Source organism: Sphingosinicella sp. BN140058, assembly GCF_004135585.1.
Classification (GTDB): domain Bacteria; phylum Pseudomonadota; class Alphaproteobacteria; order Sphingomonadales; family Sphingomonadaceae; genus Allosphingosinicella.
This window is the reverse complement of record NZ_CP035501.1, coordinates 1101524-1119319: the sequence shown is the minus strand read 5'-3', so window position 1 is coordinate 1119319 and position 17796 is coordinate 1101524. Positions and strand designations below refer to the sequence as shown.

Below are 17796 nucleotides of genomic sequence, written 5' to 3'. Positions count from 1 at the left end.
GCTAACCGGCTTTCGGCTAGCGCGTGGACATGGAAAGAGGCCGATCGGACTGGCGACGGGCAGGACTTGCGCTCGCGATCCTGCTCGTGGCGCCGCTGATCGGTGGCGCCACCGGACGGCTGACCAGCCTGGAGCCGCGTTTGCTCGCCGCCCACAATCAGGAGCGGGCCGCCGCCGGTTTGCCGCCTCTGCTGTGGGACGATGCGCTCGCCGCCGATGCCGGCGCCTGGGGCGAGACGCTAGCGCAAGTGGACGACATCGAACATTCGCCGGACGATCCCGACGACCCGGATCCGCAAGGCGAGAATTTGTGGCTCGGAACCCGCGGCTATTATGCGCCGGAAGCGATGGTCGGGATGTGGATCGAGGAGAAGAAGCATTACCGGCCGGGAATCTTCCCCGCAAACAGCCGCACCGGCAACCTCGACGATGTCGGCCACTACACGCAGCTGATGTGGCGGGATACCGATCGGGTAGGGTGCGCATTGGCCGAGACGGACGACAACGAGATTTTGGTCTGCCGATATCTCACCGCCGGCAATGTCGAAGGCGAACGCCCGTTCTGAGGAAGAGCAAGATTTCAGCGGGTTGAGCATCGATCGTGCGGGTGGCAATGCCGCCTCATGCGGCCGCGCAGCATCCTCATCTTCGAGCGACTGTTCCTCGCCAGTCTCGCTATCGGGCTGGTCCAGGCATGGCTCGGATGGGACGCTCTTGTCGGCCGCGCCGCGGCCGACGGGCACGGGCTGGGGATGGTCCTGACCCTGCTCGGCCTCACCTTCTTCACGCTTGCCGGCCTTGCCCTTCTGGTCTCCCGCGGCCGTCAGGCTTCGGCCAAATGGGTCCTTACCCTGCTCTGCGCGCTCGGGCTTCCGCTGGTTCTGGCGAGCCTGCGGCGGGGAAGCATCGTCGGCTCGCACCCGCTCGCGCTTGTTCAGGCCGGGCTGCAGGTGGCGAGCTTGCTGCCCTTGTTCACAGGCGAAGCACGAAGGTGGCTTGCCAGCGGACGGTTCTGACTGCGACGCGCTCGGGTAGTGTCCACCCCGATGGCGTGACCGGACCTTTCGGCTAGTTACCGCCCGAAATGCCCAGCCAGCCGAGAGGCGGAGGCAATTCGTCCGCACTGTAGAAGAGCTGAAGAACGCGGCGGCGGCGTGTCGTCAGGTTCCGCTCGGACGCGTGAAGGACGAGCGAGGCATAGACCCAGATGTCGCCCGCCGTGGCGAGGCAGGCTGTGGTTCCGCATGCCGCGACCGTTCGGGCGATTGCGCCCTCCGGGATCAGGCCGATCTTGTGGGAGCCGGGTGCGATCAGCAACGGCGCGCTGTCCTCACCCACGGGATCGAGATGGATCCGGAGCGTCAGCATGCGCTGGAGCAGTGCGATCGGCGGCACGACATGATGGATGCCGTGCTTCAGGGGCCAGGCCGAATAGCCCGCCGCCTCTCCGCGCGCCCGGACGGCGATGGTCCGGTCCTGATGCCAGCCCGGCGACCAGTTTCGCGCCGGATCCTTGTCGAACAGCATGGCCCGCACCGGACGGGCGGCGCTGCCCAGATACTCCGCCGCGATCGCGTTCGGAACGGTCAGAAAATCGTCGAGCTCAGTGGCCTTGCCCAAACGCGCGCCCGGGCGACTGCCGAGCAGATCCCGCGTCACCCTTGCAAGCGCATCCAATTGGCCGATCGGCAACGCCCCTGCACGACGCTCCGCACCTTCCCGGCCGAGTTTCATGAAGGCCGGCTTAGGCGAATTGGGTTCGCGGGAGAAGTACGCCGCCGCCTTGTTCCACACGCCTCGTTACTTGGCCGAACCGACTTTCAGCTTCGGGGTTGCCGGAGCGTGCCCTCGCGCAAAAGCGTTAATTTGGTGCCGCGTAGGTTGCGTAGGTGTCGCTTGCGCCGGCGAGATAGTCGGCGGCCTGGAGCTTGGCATTCTCCTCCGCTTCCGCCCGCTTGCTGCCTGTGGCGACATCGTAGTCGACCAGAGACTTGACCAGCGCGGCTTCCTCCGTCGCGCAGCTCGATTTCGCCTCTGCGGCGAAGGCATCGCTGCTCATTTTGTCGGCGGTTTTTGCCTTGATCACCTTCTGAAGGCACATGCTGTAGGCCTTGCGGGCCTGGACGGACGCGCCGGGGCTGGCGGGTGCGGCGGCGAGCGCGAGCACGGTTACAAGTGTAATCGAAATCATCGTCGACTCCAATCACTTAGGGCTCTGATCCTGCGAGATTGAAACAATGCGAACGAAAAAGAAAGCGGCGATTTGCGACGTGCGGGAGTCGGCATTTCGGCACGCACCCGGCAGCGCGCGGCACATGTCCTGTACCCTTCCGGCAGCCGGCCGATGCGCCAGCTCCTGCTGACCGGGCACCGGCACCCGATCCGCACCAGCCCACGGACCCAAGGGCCAAGTAATTCTGAAGTCATGGAAATTCGGCCGATCCCGGTCGCTCCGTGCAGTCCGCATGTGGTGCAATTCTGCAACAGTTCCAAAGTGGTTCAAAAAATTTGTTCCCGGCATGAAACCAAGCCCGTAGGCTCTCGTTTGAGGGGCCGTCTGACGAGAGGCTTACACGGCCAAAATCGTGGTGCGGCTTTTCGGCAACAAGGGTGGGGATAAGCGTGCTTGCACGGAAACTCCGCTTACCGTAATGAGATCAGTGTCGTTCCCGTTGGGACGCAATAGAGAAGGGGAAGATTATGCGGAAGCTCGCCATCGCAGTGGCGCTTTCATCGACCTTGCTCGCAACACCAGCACTTGCGCGCGATGGCGCCTGGTATGTTGGCGGCGAGTTCGGTGGAATGATCGTCGAGGATATGGACGTCGATATCGGTGCAACCGAAGACGCCATGACCCTCGACCATGAATATGGCTACGACGGCGGCGTCTTCGTAGGTTACGACCTCGGCGGTTTCCGCCTCGAGGGCGAAGTGTCCTACAAGAAGGCCGACATCGAAAGCTTCGACACCCGGATCGCCCTCCCCGGCGAAAATCCGCGGTCGTTCCCGGGCAGCCGTGACTCCGCCGGTGGCAGCACCAGCGCGCTCAGCTTCATGCTGAACGGCATGCTCGACTTCGGCGACGATGACGGCCTCAGCGGCTTCGTCGGCGGCGGTGGCGGTATCGCCCGCGTCAAGGTGAACAACGCTCGCGTCTTCGACAACAGCGCGCCGTTCCTCGACGATTCGGACTCGAAGTTCGCGTGGCAGGTGTTCGCCGGTGTCCGTCAGGCGATCAGCGACAACATCGACGTGACCTTGAAGTACAAGTTCTTCAACGTCGACAACGTCCGTATGGTGGCTTTCAACGGCGCCGACGCGGAAGCCCGCTTCCGGTCGCACAGCCTGCTCGGCGGCATCACCTTCAACTTCGGCGCTCCGCCGCCGCCCCCGCCGCCGCCGCCGCCGCCGCCTCCGCCGCCGCCGCCTCCTCCGCCCCCGCCGCCGCCGCCTCCGCCTGCGCCGGTCATCCCGGGACCGTTCATGGTCTTCTTCGACTGGGATAAGGCCGACATCACGCCGCAGGCTGCTGCGATCCTGGACAACGCGGCCGCTGCCTACCAGCAGGGTGGTTCGGCGACTGTCACGCTCGCCGGTCACGCCGATCGTTCGGGTTCGGACCAGTACAACGTCGGTCTGTCGCAGCGTCGTGCCGCGAACGTCCGCTCCTACCTCGCCGGTCGTGGCGTGCCGGAAGGCTCGATCACCAGCGAAGCGTTCGGCGAAAGCCGTCCGCTCGTCGAGACCGCCGATGGTGTGCGCGAACCGCAGAACCGTCGCGTGGAAATCAACTTCGGCGCCGGCTCCGGCTGGTAAGAAGAGCTTCCGCCTTCGGGTGGAAGACGCGAAAATTGGAGCCGGTCCCGCAAGGGGCCGGCTTCTTTTTTGGATGGGTCATTCGCCAGTCCGGCGATGGCTCTTCCCGCTGCGAGCGGGGAAAAGCGCTTGTGAGCGTCGAGCCGCCTGCGATAAGCGATCCCGAATTCTTCACTCTCATCCTGTCTGGGGACATCCATGCGTATCGCCATGATCGGGACCGGCTATGTCGGTCTTGTGTCCGGAGCCTGCTTTTCCGATTTCGGCCACGACGTCGTCTGCGTCGACAAGGATGAGTCGAAGATCGAGGCGCTCAATCGCGGGATCATGCCGATCTACGAGCCCGGCCTCGATCGTCTGGTCGCAAGCAACGTGCGCGGTGGCCGGCTGAGCTTCACCACAGACCTGAAGACGGGCGTCGACGGCGCCGATGCGATCTTCATCGCCGTCGGCACCCCGTCGCGCCGCGGCGATGGTCATGCCGATCTGAGCTATGTCTTCGGCGCCGCCCGCGAGATCGCGGAGGCGCTCACCGGGCCGGCGGCGATCGTTACCAAGTCTACAGTTCCGGTCGGCACCGGGGACGAGGTCGAGCGGATCCTGCGCGAAGTGCGCCCCGACGCGCAGGCGTGGGTGGTCTCAAACCCTGAATTCCTGCGCGAAGGCGCCGCGATCGAGGACTTCAAGCGTCCGGATCGCATCGTCGTTGGTACCGAGGCCGAAGAAGCGGCGGAAATCCTCCGCGAGGTCTATCGTCCGCTCTACCTCAACAAGGCGCCTCTGCTGTTCACCAGCCGCCGCACCGCCGAACTCATCAAATATGCGGCAAACGCGTTCCTGGCGACCAAGATCACCTTCATCAACGAGATCGCCGACCTGTGCGAAGTGGTCGGCGCGGACGTCCAGCAAGTATCCCGCGGCATCGGTCTCGACAACCGCATCGGCGCGAAGTTCCTCCACGCCGGACCCGGTTATGGCGGATCGTGCTTTCCCAAGGATACATTGGCGCTGCTCAAGACTGCCGAGGACAATGACGCTCCACTGCGCATCGTCGAATCCGTGGTGGCGGTGAACGATGCCCGCAAGCGGGCGATGGGCCGCAAGGTCATTCAGGCACTCGGCGGCGACGCGCGCGGCGCAGTGGTCGCGCTGCTCGGGCTGACCTTCAAGCCCAACACGGACGACATGCGCGATGCGCCATCGCTCAGCATCGTGCAGGCGCTCCAGGATGCCGGTGCCACCGTGCGCGGCTTCGATCCGGAAGGGATCGAACAGGCCCGTCCGTTGATGGCCAACGTCGATTTCTTCGACAACCCCTATGAAGCGGCCGCAGACGCCGATGCGGTCGTGCTGGTCACCGAGTGGGATGTGCTGCGTGCGCTCGATCTGGGGCGGCTCGCACGCACGATGAAGCAACCGATCCTCGTCGATCTGCGCAACATCTATCCGACTCAGGATCTCGAACAAGCAGGCCTGCGCGGCTATTCCGTCGGGCGGCCGCAGCGCGCTTGACCGGCGGCGAAACCGCGCGGCCGCCAGGGTCGTTGCAACCAGATGAACTGAGGGAGATGGAATGATGAAGCACGGTCTCTGGCTCGCGCTGCCCCTGCTGGCGCTCGGCGCCTGTGCCACCGGCGGCGAAGACGACGCCGTCTCTGCGGGCTCCGCCGCAACCCGTACGGCGGCCGCCGAGCTGCGCAACGCGTCCGGTGCAGGCGTTGCCCGTGCAAGCGTTGAGGAACTCGAGGACTCGGTTCGCGTCCGGGTCGAAGCGAGCGGCCTTCCGCAGGGCGCCTATGGCGTTCACGTCCACACCACGGGCGCCTGCGACGCACCCGCGTTCACCACTGCCGGACCGCACTGGAATCCGACCGGGCAGCAGCATGGCAAGGACAACCCGCAAGGCATGCATAAGGGCGATCTGCCGAACCTGCTGGTCGGCGCTGACGGAACCGGCAGCTTCGAATACACGATTGCGGGCGCCTCGCTCTCCGGCGGGCCCAACCCGATGCTCGACGCCGACGGCGCCGCCGTTGTCGTGCATCAGAGTGCCGACGACTACCGCACCGACCCTTCCGGCAATTCGGGCAACCGGATCGCCTGCGGCGTGCTCGGCTGATGTCGGGGCGAGCCGGGTGGCGTCGCCGCGACCCCGGCTCAAGCCTGCAGCCAGCGCGGCAGCCAGGCAGTTCGCTGCGCTCCCGTGCGCGGCCTTGACTCGAGCGCGATGCTCGTCTGACGCAGCTCGTCCCCACGGGCGAGCATGTCCCTGAGTTCCTCGAAGCCGATCGGTCGGTTTCGGTTCTCGACCGTGCCGAGGATCTCCCAATCGGGCTTGCCCTTGATCAGATCGCGGACGTCGTTTTCGAACCAGAAATCGACGTCCGCCCGCGCCATTTCGAACCGTCCGTCGTGGAGGTCTCGGTAGTAAACCGGCGTGCTTTCGGTCGGCACGCATATCAGCTGGACGGCAAAGCGGGGCGTGTCGCTTCGATTGTCGGACGATCCGTGGATGAGGCCGTCATCGAAGATGACTCCGGTGCCCGCCTGGAGCGACAGCGTTTCGACCAGCCCGGAAGCCCAGAGCTCCGCCTGCATTTCACGTAGATAGGAAGGCGTATCCGGGCTCTGCACGTGGGGCAGGATCTTGTGGCTGCCGGGAACGACCGCAATCGCGCCATTGTGCGCCGACACGTCGGTGAGCGGGCACCAGATGGAAAGGCTGGTCTCGTCCAGATCGGTGGTGATGGGCCAATTCTGATGCAGGTCGAATGCGCCCCGGCCGGGCGGCTTCACGTAGAAGTTGCACTGGACGATCCGGAATTCGATCAGGGCCCGTTCGACATACGCCGCGAAGAAGCGGCGCACCAGGACGAAGGCGCTCCGCCGATAGTCGCGATTGCCGTCGAGGAAGGAGCAATGGTAGCTTGCCAGCCGGAAGTTCGGCTCCCGAGGATCGAAAGCATCGTTCGGCCGCAGCGCGGCGGCCGCCGTGGCAAGCGCCGTCACCTCAGCCGGAGTGAGCATCGGCATGGTAACGAAGCCGTTGCGGACGAACTCTGCCTGAGCGGCCGGATCGCGCAGGAGCGCCCGTCGCGCGGGAGCCGATTTCGACGCCTCGCAATGCTCGATCATGATCGCGTGCTCCCCCCGGTCAACGCAGCAATCTACCGGCGCATTGAACCACGCCGGGAGGGCGCGAGGCAAGGCTTCGCTTAGTCGAACCCGGTTGTGAGGAAACGCTTCGCTTAGTCGAACCCGGATGCGAGGAAACGCTCGGCGAACGCGACGTGCAGCGCGACGCCCTTCGCCATCACCGCCTCATCGATCCGCATGCGAGTGTTGTGAAGCGGCGGATTGGCGGCGGGATCGGTGCCCTCGGCAGCGACCCCGAGCAGCGCCATCGCGCCGGGGATCTCGCGGAGGACATAGGCGAAATCCTCGGCTCCCATCACCGGCGCGGCAAGCTCCATCCAGCCGCCGCCGGTGCCGTCGAGGGCGCCGGCGCATTCGCGCACCAGCGCGATCGCACGGGCGTCGTTCATCGTCACCGGATAGCCTTCCTTGATCCGGATCTCGCCGGTCATGTCGTGGGCCGCGGCGACATGCTCGACGATCCGCCGAAACGCTGTCTGCTCGGTCAGGCGGCGCTGCTGCGAGAGGGTGCGCAAGGTGCCGAGCAGGTGGACGCTGCCGGCGATGACGTTGTGCGCGGTTCCCGCCTCGATCCGGGTAATCGACAGGATCGCGGGATCGGTCGGCGGCACCGTGCGGGCGATGTGCGCCTGCACCGCCATCACGATCTCGCAGGCGACCGGGATCGGATCGAGGCTGTCGTGCGGCATCGCCGCGTGCCCGCCCTTGCCGGTGACCGTCGCCTCGATCATGTCGGCGGACGCGAGCAGGGGCCCGGTGCGCGTGGCGACGGCGCCGTTGGGCAGGGTCGGCCAGATGTGCAGCGCGAAGGCTGCGTCAGGCCGCCGGCCGGGGAGGACATCGTCGATCAACCCGTCCTCGATCATGAAGCGGGCGCCGTGATGGCCCTCCTCGCCGGGCTGGAACATGAAGGCGACCGTTCCCGGCAGCTGCTCCTGGCGCGCGGACAGAGCCCGGGCGGCGCCGACCAGCATGGCGGTGTGCGCGTCATGGCCGCAGGCGTGCATCATGCCGGCATTGCGCGACGCGAAGGCAAGGCCGGTCGCCTCTTCCATGGCCAGCGCATCCATGTCGCCGCGCAACAGCACCGAGCGGCCGTTGTCGGCGCCCCCGCGAAGAATGGCGACGAGGCCGCTGGTTGACGGCCCCTCCCGGATCTCCAGCGGCAAGCCGGCGAGCGCCGCCTTGATCTTGTCGGCCGTCCGGCGGCAGTTCAGCCCGAGCTCGGGATCTGCATGGATAGCGCGCCGCAGCGCGATCACGTCATCGAGCTCCGCCTTGCCGGCCGCCAACCAATCGTTCGAGTCCATCATCTCACCTCGCCGGAGACGCTACAGCGGACGGGCGCCGATGGCGAGGTTCGCGCAATCACCGACGAACGACCCGCGCTCGCCAAGTGGTGATGAACTCCGGATTGCCCCGGCACTCCCCCATCTCGGACTGCTCGACCAGCCGGAAGCGGCTTCCGTCCCAAACGAAGCTTTGAGTGATTCCGCAATCACCGATGCCACGTCCCTTGGCGTAGCTGGTGAGCACTCCGTCCTCGAACCCGCCGTTGACGACGTCGGGGATTCCGGTCTGCTCGTCGATCGGACCCATGCCGGAGGCCACGTCCATGCGGGCGGGCTCGGTCGACTTGCCGTCTGTGACGAACAAGGCTGCGATCAGATTGTAGGCTCCCGCGGAGCAAGGCAGAACGATCAGCGACTTGCCGTCGCCGAGCGCCGATATTTCCGGATCCTGGGAGACGCCCACCCCTTCGAGGTCGCAGCCGGCGCGCTTGCGGAGAGCCGCGAGTGCGGCCTTGGTGAGCGTCGCCGCCGTGCCCCCCGGCTTGGGCGAGACGACCACCGGCAGCGGCGGTGCGGCCGGCACGGCCTCGGCCGGCTTTGGACCCAGGGCGGCGAGGGCAGTCGTGCCGCCCACGCGACCCTGCCTGTCGTCCATGTACCGCAAGGCCGCCGCCGCGCCTTTGAGGCTCAGCGTCGCGATCGTGGTTCCGGCCGCGTCGCGCACAACGAGGCGGGTGCCATTCACCATCTGCGACGCCAGCCGCTGAGCGTCGGCGCCGCCGACGCCGCCCTTGGCCGCCCGGATGCTCGGAGCGGAACCGTCGATCGCAAGCGAGACGTCGCCCGCATCCTCCCCCTGTGCCGACAGATCCAGAGAGATCGCGCCCTTTGGTCCAGGTTCCCGCGTGAGCGTCACCATCATGTCGGGAAATTCCCCGTCTTCGGGGGCGAGCGAGGCCATGGTGCACGACAGACCGTTGTCGCAGCCCACCGTCCAGTCGCCGAAGGAACGCAACGCGCCCGGCTTCGCCGGTGTGCGGCTGTCGGTGTCCGGGGCGGGCGGTGGCGCTGCCGTCCGGGCCGCCGCCGCCGGGCTCGACGGTGCCGCATCGATGGACGTGCTCGCATTGGCGGTCTCGTCGCCGCCGCTCGTGCAGGCGGCGAGCAGCAGGACGGTAGGGATCAGCAGGTTTCTGGGCATCGGGCGCCTCTCTGTGCGGGACGAAAGCCGCGTGCAAGCGCCGATGCGGCAGAGCGGGCGCACGCAGGGACGGTGGCGTGTCGAATCGGCGAGGGCGGCTCGGCCAGGCTTCAGATCGTCTCTCCGGCGGCGCGTGCCCGCTCGACCTTGGTCGCCTCGAGGTCGGCGATCCGGCGCGAGGCGAACCACAGGCCGAGCAGGGTCAAGGGCGGCATCACGAACAGGCAGGCGATGCCGCTGCCCAGGCCCCCGGTCAGCATCGACATCTTGCCGGCGAAATAGGGACCGAGCGCAAGGCCGACCATGGTCGTGCCGAGGATGTAGGTCGCGCCCGCGGTCGCCCGCATCCGTGGCAAGACGAGGTCCTGGAGGGTTGCCACTGCCGCCCCGACCCAGGCCGACGAGAACATCTGGGCGAGCGGGGTCACGACATAGAGCGCGCCGAGGCTGTCGGTGCTCAGCATGAACGCGACGAGCGGAACCGGAAGCACCACGCTCAACATGTTGACGAACAGGCGCCCGCGTGGATCGCGCTGCCGCCACAGGTCCGATACGTAGCCGCCCAGGATCACGCCGGCGGCCGCGGCAAAGGCGGAGGACCAGCCGATGATCAGGCCGACCTCTTCCTTGGCCGTCATCCCGGTGATGAACTGCGCGTGGGCGAGCGGACCGGCATAGAATGTCGCCTCGACATAAGGCGGCAGCCAGAAGGCGGTGGCATAGGTGACGAAGGAGATGCTTCCGAACGCTATCGTCAGGAGCACCACGGTCGGCGTCCCCCAGATCAGACGATGTACCGGACGATCGCGGGCCTTGAGCGACTGGATCCAGGAGAAGACCGAATAGATGCCCAGGCCATAGGCGCTCCATTGCGGCCAATCGCCGGTCAGTCGGATGAGGCCGTAGGCCACGGCGACGACGAGTGCCAGCATTGCGAGGTTGATCTTGAGCGCGCCCGGTATGCGCGACACGCTGATCAGGGTCAGCGGCGGCAGGATGGCTGCGAGCTCCCGCCCGAATTCGCTCCAGGCGTTGGGACGGACGACCGGTTGGGACAGGCCGTCGGAGGCGCCGCGCAGCGGCTCGCGCAGGCTCAGCACCCACAGCGCCAGAAGCAGGCCGGGCAATCCGACGGCGAGAAAGGCCGCCTGCCAGCCGGCCAGGCCGAGCGGTGCCGTCGCGGGATCAGGATAGGCGTGGCTCCAGCGGCTGACGATCAGCCCGCCGATTGGCAGACTGAGCGCGCCACCGATATAGAGGCCGCTCGAGTAGATGGAGAGAGCGGTCGCGCGCCGTTCCTTGGGAAAGCTGTCGGAGATCATCGAGTAGGCGGCCGGGGAGGCGCTCGCCTCGCCGATCCCAACCCCGATCCGTGCCGTCGCCAGCATACCGAACGTCGTCGCGAAGCCGGAAAAGGCAGTCATCGACGACCAAAGGGCGAGACCGATCGCCATCAGCCGGCCGCGATACCAGCTGTCGGCAAGGCGGCCGAGCGGAATCCCGAACAGGGCATAGAAGACGGCGAAGGCAGTGCCGTAGAGGAAGCCGATCTGGGCGTCGGACACGCCGAGATCGCGCTTGATGTCGCCGACCAGGATGGAAAGGATCTGCCGGTCGATGAAGTTGATCACGTAGACCAGGACCAGCACGAACAAGGCGTACCAGGCATAGGCGCCGACTCCGGGGCGGGAAGGCGCCGTCGAAGGTGGTGCGCCCGGGGTATCGGCTGCCTCTGAAGCCATGTCCTCGCCCTCGTTGTTATTGTCTGATCACATGGCTAGCACAGCGGCGCGTATTGGCAACAAGGCTGGGCCGCATGCGAATTCTCTTCGTCTGTCTCGGCAACATCTGTCGTTCGCCGCTGGCCGAAGCGGCCTTCCGGCGCGAGGCCGAGCGGCTCGGGCTCGACGTCGAGATCGATTCCGCCGGGACCGGCGACTGGCATGTCGGACGTCCTCCGGATCCGCGTTCGATCGCGGTCGCGGCCCGGAACGGCGTCGATATCGGCGGCCTGCGGGCACGGCAGGTCTCGCCCGCCGACTTCGACCGCTTCGATCATATCGTCGCACTCGATCGCGAGAACCTCGCCAATCTGCGCCGGATGCAGGCTCCGGGCTCACGCGCGCACCTGTCGCTTTTACTCGATCACGTACCCGGGCGTGAGGGCGAGGCGGTCGCCGATCCGTATTACGGCGAGGATGCGCATTTCGATCTGGCGTGGAGCGACGCCGTCGCCGGTGCGCAGGGCCTGGCGCGTTCGCTCAAGGCGCGGGCGTGAGCTTCTTCGCCCGCCGCGTGGCGACGCTCACCGGTCTGTCCGAAGACCGTCTGGAGCATCTCGCCGGCGGCGATCTCTCGGAAGTGCTGCTGGTGCGTCGTCTCGACGGGCGGATCAGCGTCGCCAAGGGCAGTCCCGCCGTCGGCACCGAGGCAACGATGCTGCGTGCGATCGCCGGCGCCGGTGTGCCGGCGCCGCATGTGGAGGGCGAGCTCGCCGGCGTGCTGATGATCGAGCATGTCGACAACGACCGGGTGTTCAGCCCCTCGGCCTGGCGTTCGCTCGGAGCGGCGCTGCGGCAGCTCCACGATCATCTCGGAGAGGCGTATGGCTGGCCGGTCGATTATGCGCTCGGCACGGTCTCGCTCGACAACCGTCAGGGGCAGGATTGGCCCGCTTTCTGGCTCGATCAGCGGCTGAAGGCGACCGCCGCCGTGCTCGATCGCCCGTGGCGCGAGCGGATCGCAGCGGTCGGGCCGCGGCTCGCCGGGATCCTGCCCGCCGCGCCGCCGCCATCGCTGCTGCACGGCGACCTCTGGACCGGCAACATCCTCGTATCCGGCGGCAGGCTCGCCGCCCTGATCGATCCGGCCTGTTATCATGGCCACGCCGAAGTCGACCTCGCCATGCTGACCCTGTTCGACACGCCGGATGCGGCCTTCTGGCAGGCCTATGGCAGCCCGCCGGAGGGCTGGCCGGAGCGGCAGGCGGCCTACCAGCTGTTTCCGGCGCTGGTCCATCTGCGCCTGTTCGGCGGCAGCTACGGCAATCTGGTCGAGCGGCTGCTCGGCCGGATCGAAGCCTGATCGCGCGGAGCCGAGAGCAACTTTCGCACCTCAGGTCGGAGTTGAACGCTGCAACCTGAGGTGAGCAGGCTCCAGGGGATAGCGGGCGAGGACGTCATAGGTCGCGCCGTCCGGGCCGAGACTGCTTTCGTACAGGCGGAAATCGTCGACCGCGAAAGGCGCGCTCGAGACTCCGCCGGCGCTCTCGATCAGCGGCTGCACCGGGCCGCCGCCGCGGCTCATCCGGGCGAGTGTGATATGGGGGGTGTAGGCGCGCCGCTCCGGCTCCAATCCGGCGCGGGAGATCGCCTGATCGACCTTCTTGTGGAGCGCTTTCAGATCGTCGTGGGGGGTGACGCCTGCCCACAGCGCGGTCGGTGCGCCCCGCCGGTCGAACGCGCCTAGGCCGCTCAGCGCGATTTCGAAGCGCGGATGGCGGACCGCCTCAAGCGCGGCATGGATATCCTCGGCAACGCGGCGATCGACCTCGCCGATGAAGCGCAAGGTGAGGTGGATCTGGTCGTCCGATTGCCACCGGGCGCCGCGCACGCCGCCCATCAACGCCAGCAACTGGCTGCGGATCGGCGCCGGCGGCCGGATCGCGACGAACAGGCGGATCATGACGGCGCGATAGCGCGATGGGGGACGCCTGCGAACCGGTTTTCCTTGAACCGCGAGCCAAACAACACGATATTGGCGGGCAACGGCGACTGGTCGCCGTCAAAGGAGAGAGTTTCCAATGGCTAATGGATTTGACCCGCGCGGGACCGCAGCGCCGTTCGGCGCTACGACGGCCGGCCGCGACAGCGTCGCCTTCGACGCGGGCCTGCGGTCCTATATGCTGTCCGTTTACAATTACATGGCGTCCGGTGTCCTGCTGACCGGCATCGTCGCTTACGCCGCCGCCATGACCGGTGTTGCCCAGCAGATTTTCTACGGGGGCGGCATTCTCAGATACGTCGTTCTATTCGCCCCGTTGATAATGGTCTTCTTCCTGGCGGCGCGCCTTAGCCGCATGTCGCTGGGGGGGCTTCAAGCGTTCTACTGGTCGTTTGCGACTGTGATGGGCCTTTCCATGTCGATCATCCCGCTGCTCTACAGCGGCACCTCGATCGCGGCGACGTTCTTTGCCACCTCGGCTGCCTTCGTTTCGCTGAGCCTTTGGGGCTACACGACGAAAAAGGATCTTTCCGGCTTCGGTACATTCCTGCTTATGGGCTTGGTCGGGCTTCTCGTTGCGATGGTGATCAATATCTTCCTGCGCTCGGACACGATGAGCCTGGTAATCAGCGCGGTGGGTGTGCTGCTGTTCGCAGGCCTCACCGCCTACGACACGCAGAAGATCAAGAGCATCTACTTCCAGGTGCAAGGCAGCGATATGCTCGGCAAGACCGCCATCCTCGGCGCGCTCAACCTGTATCTGGACTTCATCAACATGTTCCAGTTCCTGCTCAGCTTCCTCGGCAGCCGCGACTAAGCGACCCAGCCGAAGTCACAAATGAAAGGCCCGGCGGCAACGCCGGGCCTTTTTTTCATTGGTCGGCATCTGCTCGGTGGATCAGGAGGCCTGCTGCGGCGATTGCTGCACCTGGGCCATCAGGGCGTCGTCGAGCGCGGCGGCGCGCTTGGCGGCCGGGCGTTCGGCGATGCGCGCATGATATTCCTCGAACGCCGGACGCTTCTCGATCGTGCCGAACATCATGCCCCAACCGATCTGGGCGCCGAGATAAAGGTCGGCGGCGGTGAATTGCTCGCCGCAAAGGTAGGGGCTGGCGCTGCGTGCCGCGCTCTCCAGGGCGTCGAGCACATCCTCGAACCGGCCGTAGCCGGCATTGGCCGCGCGTTCGGGCGGCGCGAGCAGGCCGAGCGACTTGGCGGTGACCGCGGCCTCGACCGGACCGGCGCCGAAGAACAGCCAGCGATAATAAGGCCCGCGCATGGCGTTTCCCGGCGGCGGCGCCAGCCCCGCGTCCGGGAAGGCATCGGCGAGATAGGCGCAGATCGCCGCCGCTTCCGTCACCACCGTGTCGCCATGCTTGATCGCCGGCACCTTGCCCATCGGATTGACCGCCAGATAGTCGGCATCCTTCATCGTCGTCCCATAGTCGAGCACCACCGTCTCGTAGCTGCAGCCGACTTCCTCCAGCATCCAGCGCGCGATCCGGCCGCGCGACATCGGGTTGGTATAGAGGGTGAGAGTCTCGGTCATCTGTTGCTCCCCTTGCTGTCCGGGCCGATTCTACGGGCCCATCCTCGACGTGCAAAGCGCCCGTCCGCTCCATTCGGACGGAACACGCGCAATTCGCGTGCGCCCTACCGTGGATCGATCTGCTCTATCACGAACAAAGCATGAACGTAAGAGTGTTCAAGGCCATTTGATGGATCGGCGTCAGAAGCGCCCCTTCCGGGAGATACCCGTGCCTCAGGCGGCGGTGGATGCGGGAGGGAGCGCCGTCATTCGGATCAGTCATCTGCAGGAGCGATTTGGGCAGGGAGCCGGATCGCGCCAGGCGACCCGGCCCCAGCCGGAGCTCAGAAGCTGAGCCGTGCTGTGAGTCTGACGTCGCGTCCCGCCAGCGGTGCCACGTCCTTGAGGAAGCTCGCATGGCGGCGGGCATCGACGTCGAAGATGTTGTTCGCCGACACGGTCAGGCTCGTGCCGGGATGCTGGGCGAGCGGCTGCCAGGACACGGACGCGTTGACCAGGGTGAAGCCGGCGGTCGGCGTTTCGAGCGGTGCGAGCCGATCCTGTTCGTCGGTCCACTCGATCTCGGCCCGTGCCTGCAGGCGCTCGGACTGCGCCTCGATGCCGCCGAGGAGCCGCAGCGGCGGGATTCGAGGCGCGGGACCGACGGAGTCAATCGTCGCCCGGACGTAATCTGCGACGCCGTCCAGATTCACGGCGAAGCCGCCGACCCGCGCGACGCGCAACGATCCTTCGAATTCGATCCCGAAATAACGCGCATCGGCCTGGCCGATCTGGAAGACCGGGAGACCATCCTCGACCGCCCCGGTGCGCGCTTCGTAGATATAATCGTCGAACCAGCTGCGGAAGACCGAGGCCGAGAGGCTGTAGCCGTCGCCCTGCGCGCTCAACGTCCCTTCCAGGCCCCAGCTTTTCTCCTGCGAGAGATCCGGGTCACCGACTTCGAAGGCCTGGGTGCCGGCATGCGGGCCGTTGGCGAACAATTCCTCGGCCGAAGGAGCCCGCTGGCTGTGCGATCCGTTCACACCCAGGCGCAGACCGGGCGCGATCTCGTAGCTGGCGCCCGCCGAGCCCGACCATGAATCGAAGCTGCGCCTCTCCGCCTCGTTGCCGAGATCGGCATCCGCCTCGGCACTGACCTTCTGATGCTCGTAGCGAGCCCCCACTTCGGCCCGGAAGCGGCCGGAGCGATAATTCTGCAAGGTGAACAGGCCGAACTGGCTGGTGCGGCTTTCCGGCAGGAACTTCTCTTCGCCGATCACGTCGAGGTGGCGCCGGAAATATTGGGCGCCGAAACCGCCACCCCAGCCGCCGCGCTGCGATTGCACGAGTTCCACCCGGCCCTCGGCGCCTTTGGTCAGGAAGGTCGTGCCGATTTCGCCGGTGTCCTCCAGCTCGTCGTGCCGGTAATCCGAATAACCGCCGCGAACGCGGACCTGGTCGACGAAGCCGCTGCCGGTGTCGATCTCGGCACGCCCGTCCACCCGGGTCTGTTTGATGTCGATGCGCGGCGCTTCAGGCTCTTCCTGGGGATCGAGCGAATAACGGATCGGCACACCGTAGAGGCTGTCATAGCGATTGATCGAGAAGCCGACATTGTTCTCGCCCGAGATCCAGGCAGCGCCGAGCGCGACGTCTGAGGTTTCGGCGGCGGTGTTCGGCAGCTTGCCCTTCAGGTCGGCCAGCGCGCGGATCGCGGGATCGCCGCTGGCCGCGGCCTCGCTGCGCAGGGCGCGCGCAAGCACATGGCCGCCGATTTCAAGATCGTCGGTGTTCGAATAATTGCCGTCGGCGTGGAGGACGAAGCTGCCGCCGAGAGGAACGTCGATGGTCGCGTTAGCCGAGCGTTCGTTGGCCGCCGATCCATAGGTGAGGATGCCATCGACATGGGCCGCCTCGTCCGGAACGCGTCGCGGGATCCGCGCGTCGATGACGTTGACGACGCCGCCGATCGCGGAGGAACCGAACAGCAGGGCAGCGGGGCCGCGCAGCACCTCGATCCGCTCGGCGGTCAGCGGATTGACCGCAACCGCATGATCGACACTTGTGTTCGAGGCATCGAGGCTGCCGATGCCGTCGGTGAGGACGCGCACCCGCTCGCCCTGAAAGCCGCGGAGCACGGGACGGGACGCGTTCGGGCCGAAGGCCGTGGCGCTGACCCCGGGCTGACGCGCAAGGGTCTCGCCGATCGTCGGCCTGAGGTCCCGGGTGAGTTCCGCGCCGGTGACGACCGAAGTGCCGGAGAGGATGTCCTCACGGTTGCGGCGAAAACCGGTGACGACGATTTCCTGGGCATGATCGGCATGCGCGGTCGCGGCGCTTTCGTTCACCGCGGCGACGGCTGTGGAAGCGGCCGGGCCGGAGGGCTGCTGTGCATCATCCTGAGCGGCGGCATTGGTCTGGGCGAGGGCCAGGCCGGGGAGCAGGGCCGAGGCGGCGCCTGCGAGAAGGGCGGTACGGAGCATGTCGGTATCTCTTTCGTGCGGATAAGGTGCATCGAAGCTCGAGGCGCGCACGGCGGCGCACCCGCAGGCCCGGCCGCGCGCGGCGGGGCCGATGATCGTCCGGTCCTCGAAAGACGGCGCCTACGGAGTGCTTCCGTGACGCGACGTGTCGGTTAGACCGGGCGCCGATCGCCCAGTGGCGGTCGCAACAAGGGCGTGATGCTGGTGCCGATCAGCCGCGCCTCGTGCCCCAGCCCGGACGGAACCGCGCCGGCGACACGGAGGGGTGGGGCATAGGATCCGCGCGGCAGCATGTCCGCGGCCCAGGCTGCCATGTTCGTGCCGGTCCGCTGCGCCTTCTTGGCGGCCAGCTTCGCGGAATCTTCTTCCGCCTTCGCAGCGCCCGCGACAGCGGAGTCCCGGCTCCGGTGAGCGAGAATATGGTCCTGGACATTGTGGTGCCGGCAGACAGCGGCCGCATAGGACATGCCGTGGCCGATCACGAGCGTGATGATCATCAGCAGGGTCAGGAGACGCGGCACGGACGGATGTGTAACGTCATATCATAACTGCTGCAAGTTGCACATCGCTGCTCCGGAGATCGGAGCGACGCCCGGC

General features: G+C 66.6%; 18 protein-coding genes. 8 read left to right on the top strand and 10 right to left on the bottom strand.

The features are described from left to right. Window positions 1–29: 29 nt before the first annotated feature. Both ETR14_RS05025 and ETR14_RS05020 read left to right on the top strand, forming a co-directional pair. On the top strand, window positions 30–566 hold the full coding sequence (locus ETR14_RS05025; RefSeq protein ID WP_129383645.1) for a CAP domain-containing protein: 537 nt from the start codon (window positions 30–32) through the stop codon (window positions 564–566). A 57-nt stretch (window positions 567–623) separates the two neighbouring features. Then, a complete protein-coding gene (locus ETR14_RS05020) occupies window positions 624–1016 on the top strand; it encodes a hypothetical protein (protein WP_129383644.1) in 393 nt (130 codons plus the stop codon). A 52-nt stretch (window positions 1017–1068) separates the two neighbouring features. On the opposite strand, the gene ETR14_RS05015 is transcribed toward ETR14_RS05020, so the two are convergent. Continuing rightward, a complete protein-coding gene (locus ETR14_RS05015; protein ID WP_129383643.1) occupies window positions 1069–1734 on the bottom strand; it encodes a phytanoyl-CoA dioxygenase family protein in 666 nt (221 codons plus the stop codon). Window positions 1735–1861: 127 nt separating this feature from the next. After that, window positions 1862–2191: a hypothetical protein gene (locus ETR14_RS05010; RefSeq protein WP_129383642.1), complete on the bottom strand. Its 330-nt coding sequence runs from the start codon at window positions 2189–2191 to the stop codon at window positions 1862–1864. A gap of 509 nt (window positions 2192–2700) precedes the next feature. Between ETR14_RS05010 and ETR14_RS05005 the strand changes: the two genes are divergently transcribed. The 3 genes from ETR14_RS05005 (at window position 2701) to ETR14_RS04995 (ending at window position 5935) form a co-directional block, all read left to right on the top strand. Next, complete coding sequence (locus tag ETR14_RS05005) at window positions 2701–3816, top strand: OmpA family protein (RefSeq protein ID WP_129383641.1); 1116 nt, start codon at window positions 2701–2703, stop codon at window positions 3814–3816. A 198-nt stretch (window positions 3817–4014) separates the two neighbouring features. After that, window positions 4015–5328, top strand: a complete 1314-nt coding sequence (locus ETR14_RS05000; RefSeq protein WP_129383640.1) for a UDP-glucose/GDP-mannose dehydrogenase family protein — start codon at window positions 4015–4017, stop codon at window positions 5326–5328. Window positions 5329–5389: 61 nt separating this feature from the next. Continuing rightward, a complete protein-coding gene (locus ETR14_RS04995; protein WP_371416747.1) occupies window positions 5390–5935 on the top strand; it encodes a superoxide dismutase family protein in 546 nt (181 codons plus the stop codon). A 38-nt stretch (window positions 5936–5973) separates the two neighbouring features. On the opposite strand, the gene ETR14_RS04990 is transcribed toward ETR14_RS04995, so the two are convergent. From ETR14_RS04990 to ETR14_RS04975, 4 genes are all read right to left on the bottom strand, one after another. Further along, a complete protein-coding gene (locus ETR14_RS04990; protein WP_129383639.1) occupies window positions 5974–6951 on the bottom strand; it encodes a phytanoyl-CoA dioxygenase family protein in 978 nt (325 codons plus the stop codon). A gap of 113 nt (window positions 6952–7064) precedes the next feature. Continuing rightward, window positions 7065–8282: a M20 family metallopeptidase gene (locus ETR14_RS04985; protein WP_129391358.1), complete on the bottom strand. Its 1218-nt coding sequence runs from the start codon at window positions 8280–8282 to the stop codon at window positions 7065–7067. Between the two features lie 58 nt (window positions 8283–8340). Then, entirely contained in the window at window positions 8341–9465 is a 1125-nt protein-coding gene (locus tag ETR14_RS04980) for a DUF1176 domain-containing protein (RefSeq protein WP_129383638.1), read from the bottom strand. A 110-nt stretch (window positions 9466–9575) separates the two neighbouring features. After that, a complete protein-coding gene (locus ETR14_RS04975; RefSeq protein WP_129383637.1) occupies window positions 9576–11207 on the bottom strand; it encodes an MFS transporter in 1632 nt (543 codons plus the stop codon). 74 nt (window positions 11208–11281) lie between these two features. On the opposite strand from ETR14_RS04975, the gene ETR14_RS04970 reads away from it, so the two are divergent. Next, a complete protein-coding gene (locus tag ETR14_RS04970; protein WP_129383636.1) occupies window positions 11282–11743 on the top strand; it encodes a low molecular weight protein-tyrosine-phosphatase in 462 nt (153 codons plus the stop codon). Beyond that, window positions 11740–12549 (top strand): fructosamine kinase family protein, encoded by an 810-nt coding sequence (locus ETR14_RS04965; RefSeq protein ID WP_206185969.1) that lies wholly within the window; start codon window positions 11740–11742, stop codon window positions 12547–12549. Before ETR14_RS04970 ends, ETR14_RS04965 begins: the two co-directional genes overlap by 4 nt. A gap of 30 nt (window positions 12550–12579) precedes the next feature. Here ETR14_RS04965 and thpR read toward each other — a convergent pair whose 3' ends face one another. Then, the gene (thpR, locus tag ETR14_RS04960) at window positions 12580–13149 is read right to left on the bottom strand and encodes an RNA 2',3'-cyclic phosphodiesterase (protein WP_129383635.1); all 570 of its coding nucleotides are present in this window, start codon (window positions 13147–13149) and stop codon (window positions 12580–12582) included. 118 nt (window positions 13150–13267) lie between these two features. Between thpR and ETR14_RS04955 the strand changes: the two genes are divergently transcribed. Further along, complete coding sequence (locus ETR14_RS04955; RefSeq protein ID WP_129383634.1) at window positions 13268–14005, top strand: Bax inhibitor-1/YccA family protein; 738 nt, start codon at window positions 13268–13270, stop codon at window positions 14003–14005. Between the two features lie 81 nt (window positions 14006–14086). Here the strand turns inward: ETR14_RS04955 and ETR14_RS04950 are convergent, their stop codons facing one another. The 3 genes from ETR14_RS04950 to ETR14_RS04940 all read right to left on the bottom strand — a co-directional run bounded on the left by ETR14_RS04950 (window position 14087) and on the right by ETR14_RS04940 (window position 17720). Then, window positions 14087–14737 carry a glutathione S-transferase family protein gene (locus tag ETR14_RS04950; RefSeq protein WP_129383633.1) on the bottom strand — a complete coding sequence of 217 codons (651 nt, stop codon included), beginning with the start codon at window positions 14735–14737 and terminating at the stop codon, window positions 14087–14089. 323 nt (window positions 14738–15060) lie between these two features. Further along, window positions 15061–17199, bottom strand: coding sequence for a TonB-dependent receptor (locus ETR14_RS04945; RefSeq protein ID WP_129383632.1), 2139 nt, complete (start codon window positions 17197–17199; stop codon window positions 15061–15063). Between the two features lie 152 nt (window positions 17200–17351). Beyond that, window positions 17352–17720, bottom strand: coding sequence for a hypothetical protein (locus tag ETR14_RS04940; protein WP_129383631.1), 369 nt, complete (start codon window positions 17718–17720; stop codon window positions 17352–17354). Window positions 17721–17796 lie beyond the last annotated feature (76 nt).

Coding starts and splice junctions, on each gene's coding strand:
- ETR14_RS04985 (WP_129391358.1), bottom strand. CDS start 8,282: ATGGACTCGAACGATTGGTTGGCGGCCGGCAAGGCGGAGCTCGATGAC.
- ETR14_RS04980 (WP_129383638.1), bottom strand. CDS start 9,465: ATGCCCAGAAACCTGCTGATCCCTACCGTCCTGCTGCTCGCCGCCTGC.
- ETR14_RS04990 (WP_129383639.1), bottom strand. CDS start 6,951: ATGATCGAGCATTGCGAGGCGTCGAAATCGGCTCCCGCGCGACGGGCG.
- ETR14_RS04945 (WP_129383632.1), bottom strand. CDS start 17,199: ATGCTCCGTACCGCCCTTCTCGCAGGCGCCGCCTCGGCCCTGCTCCCC.
- ETR14_RS05000 (WP_129383640.1), top strand. CDS start 4,015: ATGCGTATCGCCATGATCGGGACCGGCTATGTCGGTCTTGTGTCCGGA.
- thpR (WP_129383635.1), bottom strand. CDS start 13,149: ATGATCCGCCTGTTCGTCGCGATCCGGCCGCCGGCGCCGATCCGCAGC.
- ETR14_RS05005 (WP_129383641.1), top strand. CDS start 2,701: ATGCGGAAGCTCGCCATCGCAGTGGCGCTTTCATCGACCTTGCTCGCA.
- ETR14_RS04950 (WP_129383633.1), bottom strand. CDS start 14,737: ATGACCGAGACTCTCACCCTCTATACCAACCCGATGTCGCGCGGCCGG.
- ETR14_RS05020 (WP_129383644.1), top strand. CDS start 624: ATGCGGCCGCGCAGCATCCTCATCTTCGAGCGACTGTTCCTCGCCAGT.
- ETR14_RS04970 (WP_129383636.1), top strand. CDS start 11,282: ATGCGAATTCTCTTCGTCTGTCTCGGCAACATCTGTCGTTCGCCGCTG.
- ETR14_RS04995 (WP_371416747.1), top strand. CDS start 5,390: ATGATGAAGCACGGTCTCTGGCTCGCGCTGCCCCTGCTGGCGCTCGGC.
- ETR14_RS05015 (WP_129383643.1), bottom strand. CDS start 1,734: ATGAAACTCGGCCGGGAAGGTGCGGAGCGTCGTGCAGGGGCGTTGCCG.
- ETR14_RS05025 (WP_129383645.1), top strand. CDS start 30: ATGGAAAGAGGCCGATCGGACTGGCGACGGGCAGGACTTGCGCTCGCG.
- ETR14_RS04955 (WP_129383634.1), top strand. CDS start 13,268: ATGGCTAATGGATTTGACCCGCGCGGGACCGCAGCGCCGTTCGGCGCT.
- ETR14_RS04975 (WP_129383637.1), bottom strand. CDS start 11,207: ATGGCTTCAGAGGCAGCCGATACCCCGGGCGCACCACCTTCGACGGCG.
- ETR14_RS05010 (WP_129383642.1), bottom strand. CDS start 2,191: ATGATTTCGATTACACTTGTAACCGTGCTCGCGCTCGCCGCCGCACCC.